A 21,361-nucleotide genomic window follows, 5' to 3' on the forward strand; every position below is an offset into this window, starting at 1 on the left:
CGCGCGCCGGTCAGGGCGTCACGACGAGAGGGGCGACCGTCAGAGGCCGACCTCGGCCTCGAACGCGCCCTCCTCGATGCGGGCCTTGATCGCGGTGAGGAACCGCGCAGCGTCCGCACCGTCGACGAGCCGGTGGTCGTACGACAGGAAGATGTAGCAGAGCGACCGGATGCCGATCACGTCGTTCCCGTCCGCGTCCTTGATCACCGCGGGGCGCTTGACGATCGTGCCCGTGCCGAGGATCGCGGACGTGCCGCCCGGGACGATCGGCGTGTCGATGAGCGCGCCGCCCGAGCCGGTGTTCGTGATGGTGAACGTGCCGCCGGAGAGCTCGTCGGGGCCGATCTTGTTGTCGCGCGTGCGGCCGGCGAGGTCGACGATCTTGCGCGCGATGCCGCCGAGGTTGAGGTCCCCGGCATCCTTGATGACGGGGACGACGAGACCGCGCGGCGTGTCGACCGCGATGCCCACGTTCTCCTGCGCCGGGTACGTGATGGTCTCGCCGTCGAACGAGGCGTTGACCTTCGGGAACGCCTTGAGCGCCTCGATCGCGGCCAGCGTGAAGAACGGCAGGAACGTGAGGTTCGCACCCTCGCGCGCCTTGAAGCTCTCCTTCGCGCGGGCACGCAGCGCCGCGACCTTCGTCACGTCGACCTCGACGACCGTCGTGAGCTGCGCCTGCGAGTGCAGGGCGTCGACCATGCGCTCGGCGATGATCTTGCGCAGCCGGGTGGCCTTCTCGGTGGTCCCGCGCAGCGGCGAGGTCTCGAGCGCGGCCTTCGGCGCGGCGGCCGGGGCGGACGAGGCCGCCGCAGGTGCCGGAGCGGCCGCGGCCTGCTCGGCCTTGCGGGCCGCCTCGAGGACGTCCTCCTTGCGGATGCGGCCACCCACGCCGGTGCCGGTCACGGTGGACAGGTCGACGCCCTTGTCCGCGGCGAGCTTGCGCACCAGCGGCGTCAGGTACGACTTGCCGCCGGTCGCGGGGGCCGCGGCGGGAGCCGGGGCCGGAGCGGCGGCGGGTGCCGGCGCCGCGGGAGCGGCGGGCTCCTGGACGGATGCGGGCTCGGGCGCGGGTGCCGGAGCAGGCGCCGGCTCGGCGGCAGGAGCCGGGGCGGGCTCCGGCGCTGCGGCGGGCTCGGGAGCCGCGGCAGGAGCGGGAGCCGCCGGGGCGGCCGCACCCGAGCCGACGACGGCGAGCACGGCGCCGACCTCGACGGTCTCGTCCTCCTGGACGAGGATCTGCTGGAGCGTGCCCGCGACGGGCGACGGGATCTCGGTGTCGACCTTGTCGGTCGAGACCTCGAGGAGAGGCTCGTCGACCTCGACCGCGTCGCCGACCTGCTTGAGCCAGCGGGTCACGGTGCCCTCGGTGACCGACTCGCCGAGCGCGGGGAGCGTGATCTCCTCGCCGCCGCCCTGGGACGGCGCGGCGGGGGCCTCGGCCGCTGCGGGAGCGGGCTCGGGCTCGGCCGGCGCCGGCGCGGCCTCGGGCTGGGCGGGGGCCGGCTCGGGCTCGGGCTCGGCGGCCGCGGCGGGCGCCTCCTCGGCGGCCGGGGCCGCAGCACCGGCGCCGGAGCCGTCGCCGATCACAGCGAGGACCGCGCCGACCTCGACGGTCTCGTCCTCCTGCACGAGGATCTGCTCGAGCTTGCCCGCGACGGGCGACGGGATCTCGGTGTCGACCTTGTCGGTCGAGACCTCGAGCAGGGGCTCGTCGACGGCGACGTCGTCGCCGACCTGCTTGAGCCAGCGGGTGACGGTGCCCTCGGTGACGGACTCGCCGAGAGCCGGCATCTGCACGTTTTCGGACATGACCTGGGGGTCTCCTTCGATTGTGTCGTCAGTTGTGGGCGTGCAGAGGCTTGCCGGCCAGGGCGAGGTGTGCCTCGCCCAGGGCTTCGTTCTGCGTGGGGTGGGCGTGGACGAGGGCGGCGACGTCCTCGGGATGCGCCTCCCAGTTCACGATGAGCTGGGCCTCGCCGACGAGCTCGCCGACGCGGGCACCGACGAGGTGGACCCCGACGACCGGGCCGTCCGTGCGGCGCACGAGCTTGACGAAGCCCTGCGTCGCGAGGATCTTGCTGCGGCCGTTGCCGGCGAGGCTGTAGTCGAGCGTCTCGACCGCGTCGGCGCCGAAGCGCTCGCGCGCGGCCTGCTCGGTGAGGCCGACGGACGCGACCTCCGGGTCCGAGTAGGTGACGCGGGGGATGCCGGTCTCGTCGATCGGCGCGGGCTCGAGCCCGGCGATCTGCTCGGCGACGTAGATGCCCTGCGCGAACCCGCGGTGCGCGAGCTGGAGGCCGGGCACGATGTCACCGGTCGCGTAGACGTTCCCGACGCCGGTGTGGAGGCGTTCGTCGACGACGACGAACCCGCGGTCGAGCCGCACGCCCTGCTCCTCGAAGCCGAGGCCGGCGGTCCGGGGGCCGCGCCCGACGGCGACGAGGAGGACCTCGGCGTCGAGGGCCTTCCCGGACTCGAGGGTCATGCGGACGCCGGAGTCGGTCTCGGAGAGGGACGCGAAGCGGTCGCCGAGCGTGAAGCCGATGCCGCGCTTGCGGAACGCGCGCTCGAGGGCCTTGGAGACGGCGAGGTCCTCGGCGGGCACGAGGTGGTCGAGCGCCTCGACGACGTGCACGTCCGCGCCGAACGACCGCCACACGGACGCGAACTCGACACCGATCACACCACCGCCGAGCACGAGCGCGGAGCGGGGACGTAGTCGAGCTCGAGCGCCTGCTCGGACGTGATGACGCGGCCGCCGATCTCGATGCCCGGCAGCGTGCGCGAGTACGAGCCCGTCGCGAGGACGACGTTGCGCCCCGTGTACCGCTCGCCGCCCACGTCGACCGTGTCGGGGGAGACGAGCTTCCCGTGCCCCGCGACGAGCGTGATGCCGCGCGACGAGATGAGGCCCTGGAGGCCCTTGTACAGGCCCGCGACCACGCCGTCCTTGTACGTGGCGAGCGCCGCCATGTCGATGCCGTCGAACGTGGCGCGCACCCCGAACGTCTCCGACTCGCGGGCGGCGTCGGCGACCTCGGCGGCGTGCAGGAGCGCCTTGGTGGGGATACAGCCGCGGTGCAGGCAGGTGCCGCCGAGCTTGCCCTCCTCGACGAGCGCGACCGTCAGCCCGAGCTGCGCCGCGCGCAGAGCCGTCGCGTACCCGCCGCTCCCGCCGCCCAGCACGACGACGTCGAACGTGCGGGTCTCGGCCACGTGCTCCTCCTGCGATCTGCTCCGACGGGTCCGGTCCGGGCACGACGGCGCCAGACCAACCTCCTCATCTTGGCACCATCGCCGCGCGGGCCCCAATCGGCGCGGCCCGGCGCGGGTGTGACGGTGCTCGCACCGCAGCCGCGCCCCGGACCACCGCGGCGGCCCGGCTACGCTACGCGCATGTCCCGGCTGCGCCGCCTGTTCTCCCGCTCGTCCGGCTCGTCGTCAGGCCCCGCGCCCGACGCGCCGCTCTCGCAGGCCGACGCGCGCCGCGCGACCACCGAGCACTTCCGGACGTTCGTGACCACGCGCGTCGGCGTGGAGGCGTACCTCGAGCCCGCGACCGGCGACATGCCGACGACGCTGCTCCTCATCGCGACCACCGGGGAGTGGACCCGCCGTCGCGTGCCCGACGAGAAGGCCGCGCGCGGGCTCGCCGACGACCTCGGCATCCCCCTGTACGACGTGCGCCGCACGGGCTACCCGCAGCGGATGCGGGAGTGGAACACGCGCCGTCGGCGGGGCGAGGCCTGACGCAGGGCCGCCCCGCGCAGGAGGCGGCCCTGCGCCGCGGCCGTCAGCGGTTCGCGCGCGACTCGACCAGCTCGAGGAGCGTGCGTACGGCGACGCCCGTCCCGCCGACCGGCGTGTAGCCGAACGCCGACGCCTCGTTGAACGCGGGGCCCGCGATGTCGAGGTGCGCCCACGGTGTGCTCCCGACGAAGTCCTTGAGGAACAGACCCGCCACGAGCATCCCGCCGTGCCGCTCGCCGATGTTGGCGATGTCCGCGACCTTCGAGGACAGCGACTCGCGCAGCTCGGCCGGCAGCGGCATGGGCCAGAACTGCTCGCCCGCGCGGCCGGCGGCGGCCACGACCTCGTCGCGCACGGCGTCGGTCCCCATGACGGCGGACACCCGCGCGCCGAGCGCGACCAGCTGCGCACCCGTGAGGGTCGCGACGTCGAGCACCACGTCCGGGCCCTCCTCGATCGCCGCGACGAGGCCGTCGGCGAGGACCAGACGTCCCTCGGCGTCCGTGTTGAGGACCTCGACGGTCTTGCCGCCGCGGATCGTGATGACGTCGCTCGGGCGCTGCGCGGTGCCCGACGGCATGTTCTCGGCGAGGCACAGCCAGCCCGTGACCGCGACGGGCAGCTTGAGCCGGGCCGCCGCGAGGACGGTCCCGAGCACCGCGGCCGCGCCGGCCATGTCGGACTTCATCGCGACCATCGACGTCGGCGGCTTCAGCGAGATGCCGCCCGAGTCGAACGTGATGCCCTTCCCGACGAGCGCGACCTTCGCGGCCGGCTTGGAGGGGGCCCAGGCGACCTTGACCAGCCGCGGGCCGCGCACCGAGCCCTGACCGACGGCCACCAGGCCGCCGTACCCGCCCGACGCGAGCGCCTTGTCGTCGAGCACCGTCACCTTGACGCCCGTGCCCTTCGCGGCGTCCTTGGCGGCGCTCGCGAACGCCTCGGGGTACAGGTCGTTGGGGGCGGCGTTCACGAGGTCGCGGACCAGGTGGACCGACGCCGCGAGGACCCGTGCGCGCTCGGCCGCGTCCCGCGCCGCCTTCGCGTCCGGCACGACGACCTGGACGGCGCCGACGGCGGCGGGCTTCTCCGGGTCGGTCGTGTAGCGGTCGAACGCGTACGCGCCCAGCGCCGCGCCCTCGAGGACGGCGGCGACCGCGTCGTCCGTCGCGACCGGCAGCGCGACGGCGACCGTCGACGTCCCCGCGAGCGTGCGGACCGCCGCGCCGGCACCGCGGCGCAGGGCCTCGGCGTCGTCGGGGTCGGATCCCAGGCCGGTCACGACGACGACCCGGGCGGCGACGCCGTCGGGCGCGGGGAAGCGGTGGACGTCGTCGGGCGAGCCGGTGATGCCGAGGGCAGGGGCGAGCGAGGCGAGCCGGGTCGCGGCCGCCGCGGGCAGGGCGTCCGCGAGGACGCGCGGCCCGAGCTCGGTGCGGACGGCGCCGACGACCAGTGCGTCGACGTCGAGGGAGGCGGGGGAGGAGGTGGTCACGGTGAGGTCTGTCACCCGGCGATGCTAACGCCGGTGCACGGGCCGGACCGGGCGGATCGGGCGCTCCCGGTAGGCTTCGGGGCGTGACCGTCCCTCTCACCGTGCTCGTGGTCGCCGCGAGCCTGGCGCTCGCCGCGTGGGCGGGATGGTTCGTGTACCGGGACCGGCCGGTGATCCTGCGCCAGCTCTGGGGCGCGTCCGTCGTGGAGGCGCTGCTCGTCGTCGAGGCCGTGGTCGCGGGTGTGCTGCTCGCCGGCTCGGAGAGCGTCAGCAGCCCGGGCTTGTTCTGGGGGTACGTCGCGGCCTCGCTGCTCGTGCTCCCGTTCGCGGCCGCGGTCGCGTTCGCGGAGCGGACCCGCTGGAGCTCCGTGGTGCTGCTGCTCGCGGCCGTGACGGTCGCGTTCCTGCAGCTGCGCATGACCCAGGTCTGGACCGGTTGAGCGTGCCCCGCCCCGAGACGACCGAGAGCAAGGAGACAGCCGTGACCGCCGAGCAGCCCGAGGCGCCGCACGACGACACGCCACCCACCCGAGCCGGGTTCGGGCGCGTGCTCGTGGCCGTCTACGGGATCCTGGCGCTCGCGGCGACGGGTCGTGCGAGCTACGAGCTCGCGACCAAGTTCTCCGACGCGCCGCTCGCGTACCTGCTGTCCCTGCTGGCCGCCGTGGTGTACATCCTCGCGACGGTCGCGCTGTGGCGCGGCGGGGCCTGGCGCGGGGTCGCCTGGGTGTCGTGCTCGGTCGAGCTCGTGGGTGTGCTCGCCGTCGGGATCGCCTCGCTCGCCGACGCCGACGCGTTCCCCGCCTCGACCGTGTGGTCGGGCTTCGGGTCCGGGTACGGCTACATCCCGCTCGTCCTGCCGTTCGTCGGCCTGTGGTGGCTGTGGCACACGCGGCCGCACGCCGCCGAGGAAGGAACCTCCGCGTGAAGGTCTACGGCGCCCTGTTCCGGGGCTTCTTCCGGCACCTTGACCCCGAGCGGGCGCACCACCTCGCGTTCCCCGTCATCCGGGCGGTCGGGGTGGTGCCCGGCGTGCGCACGGTCATGCGGCGCACGCTCGCGCCCTTCGCCGAGAGCACGACGCGCGGCCCCGGCTCGGTCCAGGCGCTCGGCCGGTCGTTCCCCGCGCCCCTCGGGCTCGCCGGAGGGTTCGACAAGGACGCGCTCGCGGTCCGCGGCCTCGCGACGATCGGGTTCGCGTTCGTCGAGGTCGGCACGGTGACGGCGCACGCGCAGCCCGGCAACGACAAGCCCCGGAGCTTCCGCGTGCTCGACCAGCGGGCGCTCCGCAACCGGATGGGCTTCAACAACCGGGGTGCCGCGGCGGCGGCCGAGCGCCTGAAGCGGCTCCGGAGGACGTCGGGGGCCGGGCCGTCGTCGTCGGGGCGAACATCGGCAAGACCAAGGTGACCCCTGCGGCGGACGCGGCCGCGGACTACGCGACCAGCGCCGGGCTGCTCGCCCCGTACGCCGACTACCTCGTCGTCAACGTGTCGTCGCCGAACACCCCCGGTCTGCGGGACCTGCAGTCGGTGGAGTCCCTGCGGCCGATCCTCGTCGCGGTCCGGGAGGCCGCGGACGCCGCCACCGCCGGCTCGGGCGGGCCGCGCGTCCCCCTCCTGGTGAAGATCGCGCCCGACCTCGTGGACGCCGACGTGGACGCCGTCGCGGACCTGGTGCTCGAGCTCGGCCTCGACGGCGTGGTCGCGGTCAACACGACGATCGCCCACGACCTCGGCCCGGGAGGGCTCTCGGGTCCGCCGCTGCTGCCGCGCGGGCTGGACGTCGTGCGGCGCCTGCGCGAGCGTCTCGGCACCGGACCCGTCATCATCGGCGTGGGCGGCATCACGACCGTCGACGACGCCCGCGCCTACCTCGAGGCGGGCGCGGACCTGCTGCAGGGGTACACGGCGTTCATCTACGAGGGCCCGTTCTGGGCCTCGCGCATCAACCGTGCGCTCACGACGGCGGCGCCGTCCGAGCCCGGACAGTGAGGGGAGCACGGGGATGATCAGGCCGCAGTGGACGTGGCGCTTCGCCGACGGCGAGGGGCGTGAGCTCGCGGAGCCCGCGACGCCGCTCTTCACCAACCAGTACGACGCCGAGCTGTGGCTCGGGGAGACCTGGCGGACGCTCGCCGCTCAGGGCGTGGCGACCGCGACGGTCCTACACGAGGGCGAGGCCGCCGCGCCCGCGGTGGCGCTGCGGGTGGGCTGAGCGCCTGTCCTACGCCGCGGGGAGGCCCGGGATCACTTCGGGTAGACGCCGTGCTTGGCGTGCGCGGGCTTCGGCATGCGCGACCGGCGGAGCTGGAAGGCGCGCATGACGGCGTAGAACGCCGTGCCCTTGGGGACCTCGCCGAACTTGGCTCGCAGGCGCTTCTTGAGGCCGAACCACATGATCACGGCGTCCACGACGGCGATCAGCACGAGCAGATAGAGCGCGGCGAGGATCACGAAGGACGCGGCTCCCGCTCGACCGGTCGTCGCGATCATCACGACGAAGAACACGAGCGCGATCGGCAGGAAGAACTCGGCGATGTTCCAGCGTGCGTCCACGTAGTCGCGCACGTAGCGGCGGGACGGGCCCTTGTCCTTGGCGGGCAGGTAGCGCTCGTCGCCGGCCTTCATGGCCTGGTACTGGCGGGCGCGCGCCTCGCGCTGCTGCGACTTCGCGTCGCGGCCCGCGGACTTGCGGTCCGTCGGGACGAGCGGGCGCTTGTTGGCGGCCTCGGCCTCCTTGCGCTTGGGCGTCGGGCGACCCTTGCCGTCGCCGGTCCCGGGGAGGAGCCCCGGCGTCGGCTCAGGGGTCTCTGACTGCTTGTTGCGAAGGAGTGCCACGGGTCGAGGATAGTCGAGGCTCCTGGACGTTCCCTGCGCGTCCGCCATGCCGACCGCGGACGTCAGCGGGGAGCGACGTCCACGGCACGCGCCCAGGCGGCGACGTCGTCGGGCAGCTCGGGCTCCTCGACCTCACGGCCGTGGAGGCTCGCGAGGAACGCGATCACCTCGGGTGCGGGCACCCGCGAGCCGTCACGGTGCAGGAACCGGCCTGCGACGAGCCCGCGCGCGCTGAGCACCTCGCCACGCCAGAACGACTGCTCCATGTAGACGACCCGCTCGTCCCAGCCGAGCACCCGGGTGCGGATCTCGAACCGCTCGCCGAGCTTGAGCGAACGCCGGTACTTCATCGTCGACGCCGCGACGACGGCGTACCAGCCGCGCTCCTTGAGCGCGCCGAGCGCGTCGATGTCCGCCATGTAGTGGGTGCGCGCGACGTCCATCATCTGCAGGTACGTGCCGTTGTTGACGTGCCAGTAGTAGTCGAGGTCGCCCGGGTGCACGCGCATGCGCGTGATCGAGGGCCCCAGGACGGGGACGGACGGGTCGGCCTTGCGCGGGCGCACGGCAGCGAGCGCGAGCTGGATCTGACGGGTCACCCGAGCAGGCTACTACCCGGGACTCGGGGTCTCGGGTAACCGGGCCGGCTCAGATGCCGGGCAGCGCGAGCATCTGGTCGAGCGCCACGCGCGCCCAGTGGGCGTCGTCGGGGTCGACGACGATCCGGTTCACCGTGCGGCCCTCGACGAGCCGCTCCATCGCCCAGACGAGGTGCGGCAGGTCGATCCGGTTCATCGTCGAGCAGAAGCAGACCGTCGAGTCGAGGTAGTGGACCCGGAGCTCCGGGTGCTGGGCCGCGAGGCGACGCACCAGGTTGAGCTCCGTGCCGATCGCCCAGCTCGAGCCCGGCTCCGCGGCGTCGAGCGCCCTGATGATGAACTCGGTCGAGCCCACCTGGTCCGCCGCGGTGACGACCTCGTGCTTGCATTCGGGGTGCACCATGACGGTCACGTCGGGCACCGCGGCGCGGATCGCCTCGACGTTCCCGGCAGAGAACCGGCCGTGCACCGAGCAGTGGCCGCGCCACAGGATGACGCGCGCCGCCGCGAGCTCGGCCTCCGTCAGGCCGCCGTCGGGCTTGCGCGGGTCGTAGACGACGCACGCCTCGAGCGGGATGCCCAGCTGGAGCACGGCCGTGTTGCGGCCCAGGTGCTGGTCGGGGAGGAACAGGATCTTGCCCGCGCCGCCACCCGCGCCCTCGGCCGCCCCGGCGGCGTCCGCACGCTCGAACGCCCAGCGCAGCGCCACCTCCGCGTTCGACGACGTGCACACCGTGCCGCCGTGGCGCCCCGTGAACGCCTTGATCGCCGCGGACGAGTTCATGTACGTGACCGGGACCGTGCGCCCGGCGAGCCCGAGGTCGTCGAGCACGTCCCACGCCTCGTCGACCTGGTCGATCGCGGCCATGTCGGCCATGGAGCAGCCCGCCGCGAGGTCGGGCAGCACGACCTGCTGAGCGTCCGAGGTCAGGATGTCCGCGGACTCGGCCATGAAGTGGACGCCGCAGAACAGCACGAACTCTGCCTCGGGCCGTGCCGCGGCCTCGCGCGCGAGCTTGAAGGAGTCGCCCGTGACGTCGGCGAACCGGATCACCTCGTCGCGCTGGTAGTGGTGGCCCAGCACGAACGCCCGGTCGCCCAGCGCGGCGCGCGCGGCGACCGCACGTTCGACGAGGTCGGGGTCGGAGGCCGCGGGCAGCGCCCCGGCGCACTCGACGCCCCGCTCGGACGCGAGGTCGCGCCCCTGCCCGAGCAGGAGGAGGGGAGAGGGGGCCGGCTCCGCGAAGCGGGCTCCGCTGGACGTCTCGAGCAACGTGGTCACGCATCCGATCATCGCACGCACGGGCCGCGGTGTCGGAGGTGTATCCGGCCCGCGGCCCTCACCGTGCCGCACCACTCGCCGGGCGTACGCTGGGTGAGCGGCGCCACCGCGGCGTCGTCGGGCCGGACGACCGGTCCGGGTGTCCGGCAGAGGTTCCCGGGACTCGGGAACAGGATCGCGCGACGCGCGGTTGACGCTGCTGCAGACGTCCGGGCATGCCACCCGGCGCCAAGACCCGGGGCCCGGCCCCTGCGACCAGCGGAGAACGAACATGAGCGAGACGACCGAGATCGCCACCCACGGCGTGAACCTCACCGACGTCGCCGCGGACAAGGTCCGCAGCCTCCTCGAGCAGGAGGGACGCGACGACCTCCGCCTGCGGGTCGCCGTCCAGCCCGGCGGCTGTTCCGGCCTGATCTACCAGCTCTACTTCGACGAGCGCGTGCTCGACGGTGACGCGCTGCGCGACTACGACGGCGTCGAGGTCGTCGTGGACCGCATGAGCGTCCCCTACCTCGAGGGCGCGACGATCGACTTCGCGGACACCATCGAGAAGCAGGGCTTCACGATCGACAACCCGAACGCCGGCAGCTCCTGCGCCTGCGGCGGCTCCTTCAGCTGACGGGTCGCCCGGACCCGGACCGGGCAGCGACTCAGGCCGCGGTTTCGCCGCGAGCCGCTCAGGCCGCGGGGGCCTGGCCCTCACCTCCACGGTGAGCGACCAGGTGCCCGCGGCTTCGTCGTGCTCGGAGCCGACGACGGCGTGGCCGCGCATCCGTGCCCACGCCGGCACGTCGTGCTCGGCGGCGGGGTCGGTGGCGAGGACGGTCAGGAGGGCACCCGGGGCGGCGTCGCGGGCCACCGCGGCGAGCCGGATGACCGGCAGCGGGCAGCGCAGACCGCGTGCGTCGACGACGACGGCGGAGCTCACAGGGCCTGCGCCCCCAGGAGGGCGCGCACCCGCGCGACGGCGCCGGGCAGCACGGCGAGGAACCGCTCGACGTCGTCCCGGGTCGCCTCCCGGTCGAGCCCGATCCGCACGTTGCCGTGCGTGAGGACACCCATCGCCGCGAGCACGTGGGACGGCTCGAGCGAGCTCGACGTGCAGGCCGAGCCCGACCCGACCGCGAAGCCGGCCCGGTCGAACTCCGTGACGAGCGCCTCGCCGTCGACGTAGAGGCACGAGAACGTCACGACGTGCGGCAGCCGGTCGTCCGGGTCGCCGACCACCTCGACGTCGGGCACCTCGGCCGCGACGCGCCTCCGGACCAGGTCGACGAGAGCGCGCCGCCGGTGATCCTCCTCGGCGCGGGCGGCGAGCACGGCCTCGAGCGACGCCGCGGCCGCGAACGCCGCAGGCACCGACGGCCCGCCGGGGAAGAAGCGGTCGTCGTCCTCGGGCACGACGGGACGCCACCGCACCCCGCGCCGGACCACGAGCACGCCCGTGCCGGGGATCGACCCCCAGTCGCGCGGGTCGAGGGCGAGGAGGTCCCACGCCGCCCCCAGCTCCACGTGCCCGGCGCTCGCGCCGCCGTCGACGAGCAACGGCACCCCGCGCGCGCTCGTGGCGGCGTGCACGGCGCCCGTCGGCTGGAGCGTGCCGACCTCGCCGTTCGCGTGCTGCAGGGCGGCGAACGCGGTGGGCTCGTCGTCCAGGGCGGCGGCGAAGGCCTCCTCGTCGACCGCCCCCGTGCGCGCGACGGGCACGCGCACGACGTCGAGCCCGGCGTGCTCGCCGGCGTGCAGCACCGCGGCCCGCTCGACGGCGCTCACCACGGCGCGGGTGCCGGCGCGACGTCGCCCGGCTGCGGCCCCCAGGACGGCCGCGTGGAGCGCGGCCGTGTGCGACGGCGCGACGTGGACCTCCTCGGTGCGCGCGCCCACGGCCGCGGCGATCGACTCCCGCGCCCCGTCGAGGAGGGCCCGCGCCCGGCGACCTTCGGTGCTGAGCCGGCGCGGGTCGGCCCAGCCGTCGTCGAGCGCCTGCTCGAACGCCCGTCGCGCGACCGGGTGGACGCGTGCCGCACCCGAGGCGTCGAGCCACGCGCGCGCGGGGGCGCGTCCGCCGTCGTCGGGGGAGCGGAGGACGGGGTGGGATCGGTCACAACGACCACCCTAGACGCGGCGAACGATCTGACAGATCGGTGGGGTCCGCCAGCAAGGACGGGTCGTTCCGCGGAATCCGGCCGGACCCGGAAGGCCCGTTCTCGCGCCGGCCCGATCTGCGCGGATCGTCCCGGGCGCCGCGGGCGCGGACCCGCGGGAACGCGCGCTAGGCTTCGTGTGTCGAGAACGAAGGTCTTGCGGAGGACTCGTGGAGCCACGGGTCCACCCTGACGTGACGTGAAAGGCCCCCTTGCACCCGCACACCCCCGCCGCCGCAGGTGGCAGCTCGTCACCGGAGCGGCTCTCGCCGGCTCGGTCGCGCTGCTCGCGTCCGGCTGCTCGAGCGACAAAGTGAAGCGTGGCTTCCTGCCCGGCTACGACGACGGCAAGCAGGTCACCGACCAGACCGCCCGGATCACCCACCTGTGGAACGGTTCCTGGATCGCGCTGCTGGTCGTCGGCGTGATCACGTGGGGCCTGATGATCTGGTGCATCGCCGCGTACCGGAAGCGCAAGGGCGACGACGCCCTGCCCATCCAGACGCGGTACCACATGCCCCTCGAGATCATGTACACGGTCGTCCCGATCGTCGCGATCCTCGTCCTGTTCTTCTACACGAACCGCGACGTCACGGAGATCAAGAAGGTCAGCGGTACGCCCGACGTCACCATCGGCGTCGTCGGCAAGCAGTGGAGCTGGGACTTCAACTACGTGAACGAGGACGTCCACGAGGTCGGTGTCATGGCTCAGGATGTGGGCTCACTGACCAAGGACGACCTGGTCGACGGCGCCCGTGGCACCGACAAGGCCATGCCGACGCTCTACCTGCCCGTCGGCAAGAAGGTCCTCTTCAACCTGACGACGCGCGACGTCGCCCACTCCTTCTGGGTCCCGGCGTTCCTCTACAAGGAGGACCTCATCCCCGGCCACCCGAACTCGTTCGAGCTCACTCCGCTCCGTGAGGGGACCTACGCCGGCAAGTGCGCCGAGCTGTGCGGTGAGTGGCACTCGAGCATGCTCTTCAACGTCAAGGTGGTCTCGGACCAGGAGTATCAGCAGCACATCGAGGCCCTGCGGGCCGCGGGTCAGACCGGGCTGCTGTCGGACGCCTACGACCGCTCGCAGAACGACGGCGAGACGGCAGGTAACGTGCCCACGGAAGGTGAGGGTCAGTGATGGCGGCGCAGGCCGAGACGATCCCGGGTCTGCGGACCGGACGTCAGACGCTCGGGCGGACCGTGATCAAGTGGATCACCTCCACCGATCACAAGACGATCGGGTACCTCTACCTCATCAGCTCGTTCGTGTTCTTCCTCATCGGTGGCGTCATGGCGCTGCTGATCCGCGCGGAGCTCTTCGAGCCCGGCCTGCAGGTCGTGCAGAGCCGTGAGCAGTACAACCAGCTCTTCACGATGCACGGCACGATCATGCTGCTGATGTTCGCGACGCCGCTCTTCGCGGGCTTCACGAACGTCATCATGCCGCTGCAGATCGGCGCCCCCGACGTCGCGTTCCCGCGCCTGAACATGGTCGCGTACTGGTTCTACCTGTTCGGCTCGATCATCGCCGTGGCCGGCTTCGTCACCCCGCAGGGTGCGGCGTCGTTCGGTTGGACGGCGTACGCGCCGCTGTCGGACACGACGTTCTCACCAGGTGTCGGTGGCGACATGTGGGTCTTCGGGCTCGCGCTCAGCGGCTTCGGAACCATCCTCGGTGCGGTCAACTTCATCACCACGATCATGACGATGCGCGCCCCGGGCATGACCATGTTCCGGATGCCGATCTTCACGTGGAACGCGCTCATCACGAGCATCCTCGTGCTCATGGCGTTCCCGCCCCTGGCGGCGGCGCTGCTCGGCCTCGGTGCCGACCGCAGGCTCGGCGCTCAGGTGTTCAACCCCGATAACGGCGGAGCGGTGCTCTGGCAGCACCTGTTCTGGTTCTTCGGGCACCCCGAAGTCTACATCATCGCGCTGCCGTTCTTCGGCATCATCTCGGAGATCCTGCCGGTCTTCAGCCGCAAGCCGATCTTCGGCTACAAGGGTCTTGTCTACGCGACGATCTCGATCGCGGCACTGTCGGTCACCGTGTGGGCGCACCACATGTACGTGACCGGCGCGGTGCTCCTGCCGTTCTTCTCCATCATGACGATGTTCATCGCGGTCCCGACCGGCGTGAAGTTCTTCAACTGGATCGGCACGATGTGGCGCGGCAAGCTCACGTTCGATACGCCGATGCTCTGGTCGATCGGTTTCTTGATCACCTTCCTCTTCGGTGGCCTGACCGGCGTCATCCTCGCGAGCCCGGCGCTGGACTTCCAGCTCTCCGACTCGTACTTCGTGGTCGCGCACTTCCACTACGTGGTCTTCGGGACCGTCGTTTTCGCGATGTTCGCGGGCTTCTACTTCTGGTGGCCCAAGATGACGGGCCGGATGCTCGACGAGCGGCTCGGCAAGATCCACTTCTGGCTGCTGTTCGTCGGCTTCCACGCGACGTTCCTCGTCCAGCACTGGCTCGGCGTCGACGGCATGCCTCGTCGGTATGCGGACTACTCGCCCGAGGACGGATTCACGTGGATGAACCAGGTTTCGACCATCGGCTCCTTCATCCTTGCGGCCTCCATGATCCCGTTCGTGTGGAACGTCTACTCGACCTGGCGCAACGCGCCGAGGGTCACTGTGGACGACCCCTGGGGATACGGGATGTCGCTCGAGTGGGCGACCTCCTGCCCACCGCCACGGCACAACTTCACGTCGCTGCCGCGCATCCGCTCCGAGCGGCCCGCCTTCGACCTGCATCACCCGGAGGTCGCGGCGATGGACCATCCTGACGTGCATCCATCGCCGGCCGCCCAGGTCTTCGGCGAGGCAGACCGTCGCGGTCAGACCCAGGCGACCATAGAGCGGCTCGAAGGCCGACCGGAGCACGGTAGCGGCCGGACGGAGGAAACCAAGTGAAGCTCGAGTCCAAGCTCTTCCTCCTGCTGACGCCGTTCTTCGCGCTGATGGGCGTGATCTACACCCTGTGGAGCCACGCGGAGCCTGTCGGCACGGTCGGGATCTTCCTCGTCGCGGCGCTGTCAGCGATGATCGGTGTGTTCCTCGCTCTGACCGCGCGCCGGATCGACCCGCGCCCCGAGGACAACCCCTACGGCGAGATCGACGAGGGCGCCGGCGACCAGGGCGTGTACGCGCCGTGGAGCTGGTGGCCGCTCGCCATCGCCTTCCCCGCCGCGCTGACTTTCCTCGGCCTCGCGGTCGGGTGGTGGCTCGTCGGGATCGGCGTCACGCTCGGCGTGGTCGGTCTCATCGGCTGGGTCTTCGAGTACTCCCGCGGGCAGCACGCGCACTGACGCGGCGAGCTCGCACCGGCAGCGGCCGGGTCTGTCCTGAGGGACCGGACCCGGCCGTTCGTCGTCGAGGGGACTGACCTGTCCGGCGACCCGGTCACGCGCCGGCTGGTCGTTGCCAGCTCTCGATGACGCGATGCACGGCCACGGCGTCGAACGCGGTCGGAGCCGCCGTGGTGCCGTGACGGAGGTCGTCGAGGATCGTCCGGTAGAGCCGCGCCGGGTTACGGGCGGCGAGCGGGAGGTCGTCCGGTTCGGCGCCGATGTCGTGGACGTCTTGCCGTGTGTGAGTCTGGCTGTCCAGTCGGCCATCTGCGGCTGGCGCAGGCGTACCTCCTCGACGGATGTGGTCGTGGCGTCGACGCGAGCCTCGGAGCCGATGATGCTGATCGTGGTGCGGGGGCCGACATCCCCGTCGGCGAGAGCGAGCCTGCCCTCGATCGGGCCGATGGGGATGGTCGCGGCGACGCTGTCCGGGCTGGTCACGGTCACGCGGCCGCAGTCGTCCGTGGTGCGCAGCGGGTTGATCAGGCGCGCGGTCCCCGCGCCCGGGGTGAGCACGTCCAACGGGATGCCGACCGCCGTCGCGAGGGCAGCGATGCTGTGACCACCGAGGATCTACATCATCCCGGCGCCGTTCTCGGACTGGAGCGTGTAGGCGCTGCGGGTCGGCAACGGATCCTTGCTCGCTCGTGTGCCCGTGACGGAGGCAGCGAGCACCGTCCCGAGCCGGCCGTCGCGAACGGACGTCCCGAGCTGTTACAGCACCGGGTGAGCCGTGGCCTGAAGGGCCACGAACGCACGGATTCCCCGGGCCTCGAGCGTCTCCGCCAGATGCGCGGACTCGGCCGCCGACGTTCCGAGCGGCCATTCGTAGAGGATGGGCTTGCCGGCATCGAGGACCTCCTCGATGAGGCTCCGGTGCAGCGGCGCCTTGACCGAGACGGTGATCAGGTCGACGTCGGGGCAGTGGGCCAGGTCGGCCGCCGTGGTGAAGTGGTGCGGGGCGGCCCACCGCTCCGCTGCTCGTCGGGCCGACTCCTCGCGGGTGGTCGAGACAGCAGTCAACCGCAGACCGGGTGTCGCGACCAGTGCCGGGAGGTGCGACACCTCGGCCCAGCCGGTCGCGCCGATGACTCCGACCCGGAGCTCCGAAGGGGCTCCGCCGTCTCGTTCGAATATTCTGGAAGCATGATGGGCACACTACCGGGCGGTTCGAAAAATATGGAACCGTCGGGTCGGGTGTCTCGAGAGATCCTCGCGGTCCTCCAGGCGCTGGCCGACCCGGTGCGGGTCGAGATGGTCCGCCGGCTCCGTTCCGCCGGTGAGTCCCAGAGCTGCGGCGTGCTGCATGACGACCTGCCCAGGTCGACGGCGTCGTACCACTTCCGCGTCCTTCGGGAGAGCGGCGTGATCGAGCAGTACGACCGCAGCGGGCGACGTCTCAACAGGTTGCGTGAGCAGCACGTGCAGGAGCTGGCGCCAGGGCTGCTGGACGCCGTCTTCGCGGCGCCGTCGCAGCGCGAGCGCGGTGCCGACGACCGGCCCTGAGCCCGGGGGCGACACCGACCGCCTCTGACGCCGGTACGGCGAAGGGCCGCATCCCTCAACGAGGGATGCGGCCCTTCGGGCACTGCATGGGTGCCGCGAGGCGCGCCCCAGCGGTCTCAGGCGGGGACGATGAGCCCCGCGGTCTGGGTGCGTGCCCGTGCGAGGCGCGCGTCGGCGTCCGCCCAGTTCACGATGTTCCACCAGGCCGTCACGTAGTCGGCGCGCACGTTCTGGTAGTCCAGGTAGTAGGCGTGCTCCCAGACGTCCAGGACGACGAGCGGGACGAGGCCGAGGGCGATGTTGCCCTGCTGGTCGTAGAGCTGGACGATGATGAGCTTCTGGCCGATCGAGTCCCAGGCGAGGATCGCCCAGCCGGAGCCCTGCACGCCGGCCGCGGTCGCGGCGAAGTGCTTCTTGAAGGCCTCGAACGACCCGAAGTCCTGGTCGATCGCAGCAGCGATCTCGCCGGTCGGCTCGCCGCCGCCGTCGGGGAGAGGTTCTGCCAGAACACAGAGTGGTTGACGTGACCGCCGAGGTTGAACGCGAGGTTCTTCTCGTGCAGGTTGACGGCGGCGAGGTCACCGGACTCGCGAGCCTCGGCCAGCTTGTCGAGCGCCGTGTTGGCGCCCGTCACGTAAGCGGCGTGGTGCTTGTCGTGGTGGAGCTCCATGATGCGCCCGGAGATGTGCGGCTCGAGCGCCGCGTAGTCGTAGGGGAGCTCGGGGAGCGTGTAGACAGCCATGCGTCACTACCTTCCTGGATGTGGTGAGGCCCGCCCGCACGCGCCCCCGGCGTCATGCCGGGGATGCGTGCGAACGGGCCATGTACCTACTCTGCGACGAACTCAGTGCGACTGCTCGGTGGCGTCCACGGAGTGGTCCGGTGCAACGAGGGCGTGGTCCTCGCCTCCCGGCAGGGCGTCGTGCTCGCCGTGCGAGTGCGACGCCGCGAGCTCCGCGGGGGTCACCGGCTCGATGCGGTCCTCGTAGAAGAACCGGGACAGCTTCGCCCAGCGCTTCGCCGACTTGTAGGCCTTGTCCTTGGTGCCCTTCGGTCCATTCGGGGCGGGGAGCTCGAGCGGCTGGTGTGCGGTGTAGTTCACGCGCACCCAGCGCTCCTGCTCGTCCAGGGGACGGTGCACCTCGATGTACTCGCCGGACGCGAACCGGACGATGCGGCCGGTCTCGTGCCCGTGCAGGACCAGCTCGCGGTCCTTGCGCTGGAGGCCGAGGCAGATGCGCTTCGTGATCCAGAACGCGAACCACGGGCCGACGAAGACGAACACCCGGAAGAACCAGGTGATCTCGTTGATCGACAGGTGGAAGTGGATCGCGATGAGGTCGTTCGAGCCGGCGAACGCGAGGATCACGAAGAACGCGAGGAACGCCATGCCGATGCCGGTGCGGGTCGGACGGTTGCGCGGACGGTCGAGCACGTGGTGCTCGCGGTCGTCGTGCGTGACCTTGGCCTCGATGAACGGGTACAGCGCGAAACCGATCAGGAGGAGCACCGGCAGCACGGCGGGCACGAGGACGTTGAGCGACCAGGTGAAGTCGCCCCACGACACGAACTCGGCCTGCCCGGGCATGAGTCGGAGCGAGCCCTCGAGGAACAGCATGTACCAGTCGGGTTGGGCACCCGCGGAGATCGGGGACGGGTCGTACGGCCCGTAGTTCCACACCGTGTTGATCGCCATGGTCGCGCCCATGAGGGACAGGACCGCGAACACCACGAAGAAGAAGCCGCCGGCCTTCGCCGTGTACACGGGGAAGAGCGGGAAGCCCACGACGTTGCCGTCCTTGCGGCCGCCACCCGGGTACTGGGTGTGCTTGTGCACGACGACGAACATCAGGTGCAGCGCGACGAGCGCCAGGATGATCGCGGGGATCAGCAGGATGTGGAGCGTGAACAGTCTCGGGATGATCTGCTCGCCCGGGAAGTCCCCGCCGAAGATGAAGTACGACATGTACGAGCCGATCACGGGGATCGACTTGACCACGCCGTTGGCGATCGCGAGGCCGTTGCCCGACAGGACGTCGTCGGGCAGCGAGTAGCCGGTGAAGCCGGCGAGCAGGCCCGTGAGCAGCAGCGTGAAGCCGATGAGCCAGTTGAACTCACGCGGGCGGCGGAACGCGCCGGTGAAGAACACGCGCATCATGTGCGTCACGATCGACGCCATGAACACGAGCGCGGCCCAGTGGTGGATCTGGCGCATCAGCAGACCGCCGCGCACCTCGAACGACATGCGCAGCGTCGACGCGAACGCGTCGGACATGAGCAGGCCGTCCATGGTCTTCGGTGCGCCGTGGTAGGTGCTCAGGCTCATGCTCGGCACGAAGAACATCGTGAGGAACGTGCCCGTGATGAGCAGGACCACGAACGAGTAGAGCGCGATCTCGCCGAGGAGGAAGGACCAGTGGTCCGGGAAGACCTTGCGCGCGAACTCCTTGACCGCGTGACCGATGCCGGTGCGGTTGTCCAGGTAGTCCGACGAGCGCCCGATCGGGGTGGTCGGTTCTGTGGCCGAGGGCCGGGTGGTTGTCGTCGTCACCGCAGTCGCTCCCAGTAGCTCGGGCCGATGGGCTCGTCGAATCCGTCCTGCGCCACGAGGTAGCCCTCGGAGTCGACGGTGATCGGCAGCTGCGGCAGGGGCCGCTTGGCGGGGCCGAACACGACCTTCGCGCCGTCGGCGACGTCGAACGTCGACTGGTGGCACGGGCACAGGAGGTGGTGGGTCTGCTGCTCGTACAGCGCGACGGGGCAGCCCACGTGGGTGCAGATCTTGGAGAACGCGATGATGCCGTCGTACGTCCAGTTCTCCTTGCCCTTGGCGAAGGGCTTGAAGTCGCGCGGGTCGAGCCGGACCATCAGGACGAGGGCCTTGGCCTTCTCGCTGATCCACTCGCCGCTCTGGCGGTACTCGTCGGTGACCTCGGGGATGACGTGGACGGCGGAGCCGATCGTCACGTCGGACGCCTTGATGGGACGGCCCGTGGGGTCGTACGTGAGGCGCGTGCCCTTCTTCCACAGGGTCGTGCGGAAGGTGCCGACGTTCCAGTCGCCGCCGACCGAGCTGATCAGCGGGACGGCGATGGTTAGCGGGAAGAGCGCGAGGGCCGAGACCACGACGCCCTTGAGGACGCCGCGGCGGCCGATGCCCGAGTCCTTGATGCCGTCGGCCAGCTTCTGGACGGCGATTTCGCGGACGTCGTCGGGGCTGCGCGTGGCGTGACGGTCTTCGACGACCTCGTGGTCGGACATGAGCGTCTTGGCCCAGTGGATCGCGCCGACGCCGATGCCGGCGAGCGCGAAGAAGATCGCGAGGCCCAGGACCATGGTCGAGGTACGGACCCCGGCGGTCGTGCCGTCGGGCCGGATGGCGAAGTAGGCCCACAGCGCGACGATCGTGCCGATGACGGAGATCGTGAAGAGGACCACGACCTGGCGCTCGGCGCGCTTGTCGGCCTTGGGGTCCGTGTCCGCCATGCGGTGGCGGTGCTCGGGGATCCCCGGGTCCTGGAAGTGCTCGAGGTCGCCTTCCGGGTGGGGGACCGTCACGTCGGTCGTCTTGCTCACGAGGACTTCGCTCCGATCCAGACAGCGGCGCCGATCAGCAGACCGAGGCCGACGACCCACGCCCACACGCCCTCGGAGACGGGGCCGAGCGAGCCGAGGGTCGCGCCGCCGGCGCTGCCCTCACGCTGGGCCTCGAGGTACGCGATCACGTCGCGCTTCTCGTCGGGGGTGATGTTGGCGTCGTTGAACACCGGCATCGACTGCGGGCCGGTGAGCATCGCCTGGTAGATGTTCCGGGCCGACGTGCGCTCGAGCGACGGGGCGTACTTGCCCTCGGAGAGCGCGCCGCCCTGGCCGGTGGCGTTGTGGCACATGGCGCAGTTGGTGCGGAAGATCTCCGCGCCGTTCGCCGGGTTGCCCTTCGAGCCGTCGACCTGCTCGTCGGTCGGGATGGCAGGGCCGGCGCCGAGCGACGCGATGTACGCGGCGAGCTGCGACGTCTGCTCCTCGGTCATCTGCCGCGGCTTGGTCTGCGCCTGCGGCCCGTCCATGGCCATCGGCATGCGGCCCGTCGAGACCTGGAAGTCGACGGCGGCCGCGCCGACGCCGATGAGCGACGGGGCGTTGTCCGTGCCCTGGGCGTCGAGCCCGTGGCACGTGGCGCAGTTGGCCTGGAACAGCTTCTTACCGGTCTCGATGTCCTGCGTGCTGGCGGAGTCCGCCCGCGCCTGTCCAGGCGCGAGGACGGCGTAGACGCCGCCAGTGACCAGCAGCGCCAGCAGCAGCAGCACGACCGGCGCGAACCGGTGGTGCCTGCGGGCGGCGAGTGCCTTCACGGGTGATCCTCGTCTCGCGGTGGGGGGTGTG

At 71.7% G+C, this 21,361-nt stretch carries 19 protein-coding genes and 5 pseudogenes; 11 read left to right on the plus strand and 13 right to left on the minus strand.

Going from position 1 to position 21,361, the window contains the following annotated elements:
• Nucleotides 1–39 precede the first annotated feature (39 nt).
• Together sucB and lpdA are read right to left on the minus strand one after the other, a co-directional pair.
• Nucleotides 40–1,812 (minus strand): 2-oxoglutarate dehydrogenase, E2 component, dihydrolipoamide succinyltransferase, encoded by a 1,773-nt coding sequence (gene sucB, locus QQK45_RS16480; RefSeq protein WP_284294193.1) that lies wholly within the window; start codon nt 1,810–1,812, stop codon nt 40–42.
• Nucleotides 1,813–1,840: 28 nt separating this feature from the next.
• Nucleotides 1,841–3,219: pseudogene (gene lpdA / locus QQK45_RS16485) on the minus strand (dihydrolipoyl dehydrogenase).
• Between the two features lie 180 nt (nt 3,220–3,399).
• Here lpdA and QQK45_RS16490 point away from each other — a divergent pair.
• Nucleotides 3,400–3,753 carry an oxidoreductase gene (locus tag QQK45_RS16490; RefSeq protein WP_284294194.1) on the plus strand — a complete coding sequence of 118 codons (354 nt, stop codon included), beginning with the start codon at nt 3,400–3,402 and terminating at the stop codon, nt 3,751–3,753.
• A gap of 43 nt (nt 3,754–3,796) precedes the next feature.
• Here QQK45_RS16490 and QQK45_RS16495 read toward each other — a convergent pair whose 3' ends face one another.
• Complete coding sequence (locus tag QQK45_RS16495; RefSeq protein ID WP_284294195.1) at nt 3,797–5,263, minus strand: leucyl aminopeptidase; 1,467 nt, start codon at nt 5,261–5,263, stop codon at nt 3,797–3,799.
• 68 nt (nt 5,264–5,331) lie between these two features.
• On the opposite strand from QQK45_RS16495, the gene QQK45_RS16500 reads away from it, so the two are divergent.
• The 4 genes and pseudogenes from QQK45_RS16500 (at nt 5,332) to QQK45_RS16515 (ending at nt 7,465) form a co-directional block, all read left to right on the plus strand.
• On the plus strand, nt 5,332–5,688 hold the full coding sequence (locus tag QQK45_RS16500; protein ID WP_284294196.1) for a hypothetical protein: 357 nt from the start codon (nt 5,332–5,334) through the stop codon (nt 5,686–5,688).
• Between the two features lie 41 nt (nt 5,689–5,729).
• The gene (locus QQK45_RS16505) at nt 5,730–6,176 is read left to right on the plus strand and encodes a hypothetical protein (RefSeq protein WP_284294197.1); all 447 of its coding nucleotides are present in this window, start codon (nt 5,730–5,732) and stop codon (nt 6,174–6,176) included.
• A pseudogene (locus QQK45_RS16510) lies at nt 6,173–7,242 on the plus strand (quinone-dependent dihydroorotate dehydrogenase). The gene QQK45_RS16505 and the pseudogene QQK45_RS16510 overlap by 4 nt, the downstream one beginning before the upstream one ends.
• A gap of 13 nt (nt 7,243–7,255) precedes the next feature.
• Nucleotides 7,256–7,465, plus strand: coding sequence for a hypothetical protein (locus QQK45_RS16515; RefSeq protein ID WP_284294198.1), 210 nt, complete (start codon nt 7,256–7,258; stop codon nt 7,463–7,465).
• A 32-nt stretch (nt 7,466–7,497) separates the two neighbouring features.
• Here QQK45_RS16515 and QQK45_RS16520 read toward each other — a convergent pair whose 3' ends face one another.
• The 3 genes from QQK45_RS16520 to nadA all read right to left on the minus strand — a co-directional run bounded on the left by QQK45_RS16520 (nt 7,498) and on the right by nadA (nt 9,981).
• Complete coding sequence (locus QQK45_RS16520) at nt 7,498–8,088, minus strand: DUF3043 domain-containing protein (RefSeq protein WP_284294199.1); 591 nt, start codon at nt 8,086–8,088, stop codon at nt 7,498–7,500.
• 62 nt (nt 8,089–8,150) lie between these two features.
• On the minus strand, nt 8,151–8,687 hold the full coding sequence (locus QQK45_RS16525) for an acyl-CoA thioesterase (protein WP_284294200.1): 537 nt from the start codon (nt 8,685–8,687) through the stop codon (nt 8,151–8,153).
• Between the two features lie 49 nt (nt 8,688–8,736).
• A complete protein-coding gene (gene nadA / locus QQK45_RS16530) occupies nt 8,737–9,981 on the minus strand; it encodes a quinolinate synthase NadA (RefSeq protein WP_284295083.1) in 1,245 nt (414 codons plus the stop codon).
• Between the two features lie 259 nt (nt 9,982–10,240).
• Between nadA and erpA the strand changes: the two genes are divergently transcribed.
• Entirely contained in the window at nt 10,241–10,591 is a 351-nt protein-coding gene (gene erpA, locus QQK45_RS16535; protein ID WP_036949817.1) for an iron-sulfur cluster insertion protein ErpA, read from the plus strand.
• Nucleotides 10,592–10,687: 96 nt separating this feature from the next.
• On the opposite strand, the pseudogene QQK45_RS16540 reads toward erpA, so the two are convergent.
• Together QQK45_RS16540 and QQK45_RS16545 are read right to left on the minus strand one after the other, a co-directional pair.
• Nucleotides 10,688–10,900, minus strand: a pseudogene (locus QQK45_RS16540) (sulfurtransferase TusA family protein); the annotation flags it as partial.
• Nucleotides 10,897–12,003 (minus strand): annotated as a pseudogene (locus QQK45_RS16545) (cysteine desulfurase family protein); the annotation flags it as partial. The pseudogenes QQK45_RS16545 and QQK45_RS16540, both read right to left, overlap by 4 nt.
• Nucleotides 12,004–12,315: 312 nt before the next feature.
• Between QQK45_RS16545 and ctaC the strand changes: the two are divergent.
• From ctaC to QQK45_RS16565, 4 genes are all read left to right on the plus strand, one after another.
• Entirely contained in the window at nt 12,316–13,254 is a 939-nt protein-coding gene (ctaC, locus tag QQK45_RS16550; RefSeq protein WP_284294201.1) for an aa3-type cytochrome oxidase subunit II, read from the plus strand.
• Nucleotides 13,254–15,035 carry an aa3-type cytochrome oxidase subunit I gene (ctaD, locus tag QQK45_RS16555; RefSeq protein WP_284295084.1) on the plus strand — a complete coding sequence of 594 codons (1,782 nt, stop codon included), beginning with the start codon at nt 13,254–13,256 and terminating at the stop codon, nt 15,033–15,035. The genes ctaC and ctaD overlap by 1 nt, the downstream gene beginning before the upstream one ends.
• On the plus strand, nt 15,032–15,430 hold the full coding sequence (locus QQK45_RS16560; RefSeq protein WP_284294202.1) for a cytochrome c oxidase subunit 4: 399 nt from the start codon (nt 15,032–15,034) through the stop codon (nt 15,428–15,430). The genes ctaD and QQK45_RS16560 overlap by 4 nt, the downstream gene beginning before the upstream one ends.
• A gap of 349 nt (nt 15,431–15,779) precedes the next feature.
• A complete protein-coding gene (locus QQK45_RS16565) occupies nt 15,780–16,034 on the plus strand; it encodes a hypothetical protein (protein WP_284294203.1) in 255 nt (84 codons plus the stop codon).
• A 152-nt stretch (nt 16,035–16,186) separates the two neighbouring features.
• Here QQK45_RS16565 and QQK45_RS16570 read toward each other — a convergent pair whose 3' ends face one another.
• Nucleotides 16,187–16,609 (minus strand): Gfo/Idh/MocA family protein, encoded by a 423-nt coding sequence (locus QQK45_RS16570; RefSeq protein WP_284295085.1) that lies wholly within the window; start codon nt 16,607–16,609, stop codon nt 16,187–16,189.
• Between the two features lie 9 nt (nt 16,610–16,618).
• On the opposite strand from QQK45_RS16570, the gene QQK45_RS16575 reads away from it, so the two are divergent.
• Nucleotides 16,619–16,978, plus strand: coding sequence for an ArsR/SmtB family transcription factor (locus tag QQK45_RS16575; RefSeq protein ID WP_284294204.1), 360 nt, complete (start codon nt 16,619–16,621; stop codon nt 16,976–16,978).
• Between the two features lie 116 nt (nt 16,979–17,094).
• On the opposite strand, the pseudogene QQK45_RS16580 reads toward QQK45_RS16575, so the two are convergent.
• From QQK45_RS16580 to qcrC, 4 genes and pseudogenes are all read right to left on the minus strand, one after another.
• Nucleotides 17,095–17,720: pseudogene (locus QQK45_RS16580) on the minus strand (superoxide dismutase).
• 102 nt (nt 17,721–17,822) lie between these two features.
• Entirely contained in the window at nt 17,823–19,529 is a 1,707-nt protein-coding gene (gene qcrB / locus QQK45_RS16585) for a cytochrome bc1 complex cytochrome b subunit (RefSeq protein ID WP_284294205.1), read from the minus strand.
• Nucleotides 19,526–20,554 carry a cytochrome bc1 complex Rieske iron-sulfur subunit gene (gene qcrA / locus QQK45_RS16590; RefSeq protein ID WP_284294206.1) on the minus strand — a complete coding sequence of 343 codons (1,029 nt, stop codon included), beginning with the start codon at nt 20,552–20,554 and terminating at the stop codon, nt 19,526–19,528. The genes qcrB and qcrA overlap by 4 nt, the downstream gene beginning before the upstream one ends.
• Nucleotides 20,551–21,330, minus strand: coding sequence for a cytochrome bc1 complex diheme cytochrome c subunit (qcrC, locus tag QQK45_RS16595; protein WP_284294207.1), 780 nt, complete (start codon nt 21,328–21,330; stop codon nt 20,551–20,553). The genes qcrA and qcrC overlap by 4 nt, the downstream gene beginning before the upstream one ends.
• Between the last annotated feature and the right edge of the window lie 31 nt (nt 21,331–21,361).

This window comes from Luteimicrobium album (assembly GCF_030161555.1).
GTDB lineage: Bacteria > Actinomycetota > Actinomycetes > Actinomycetales > Cellulomonadaceae > Luteimicrobium > Luteimicrobium album.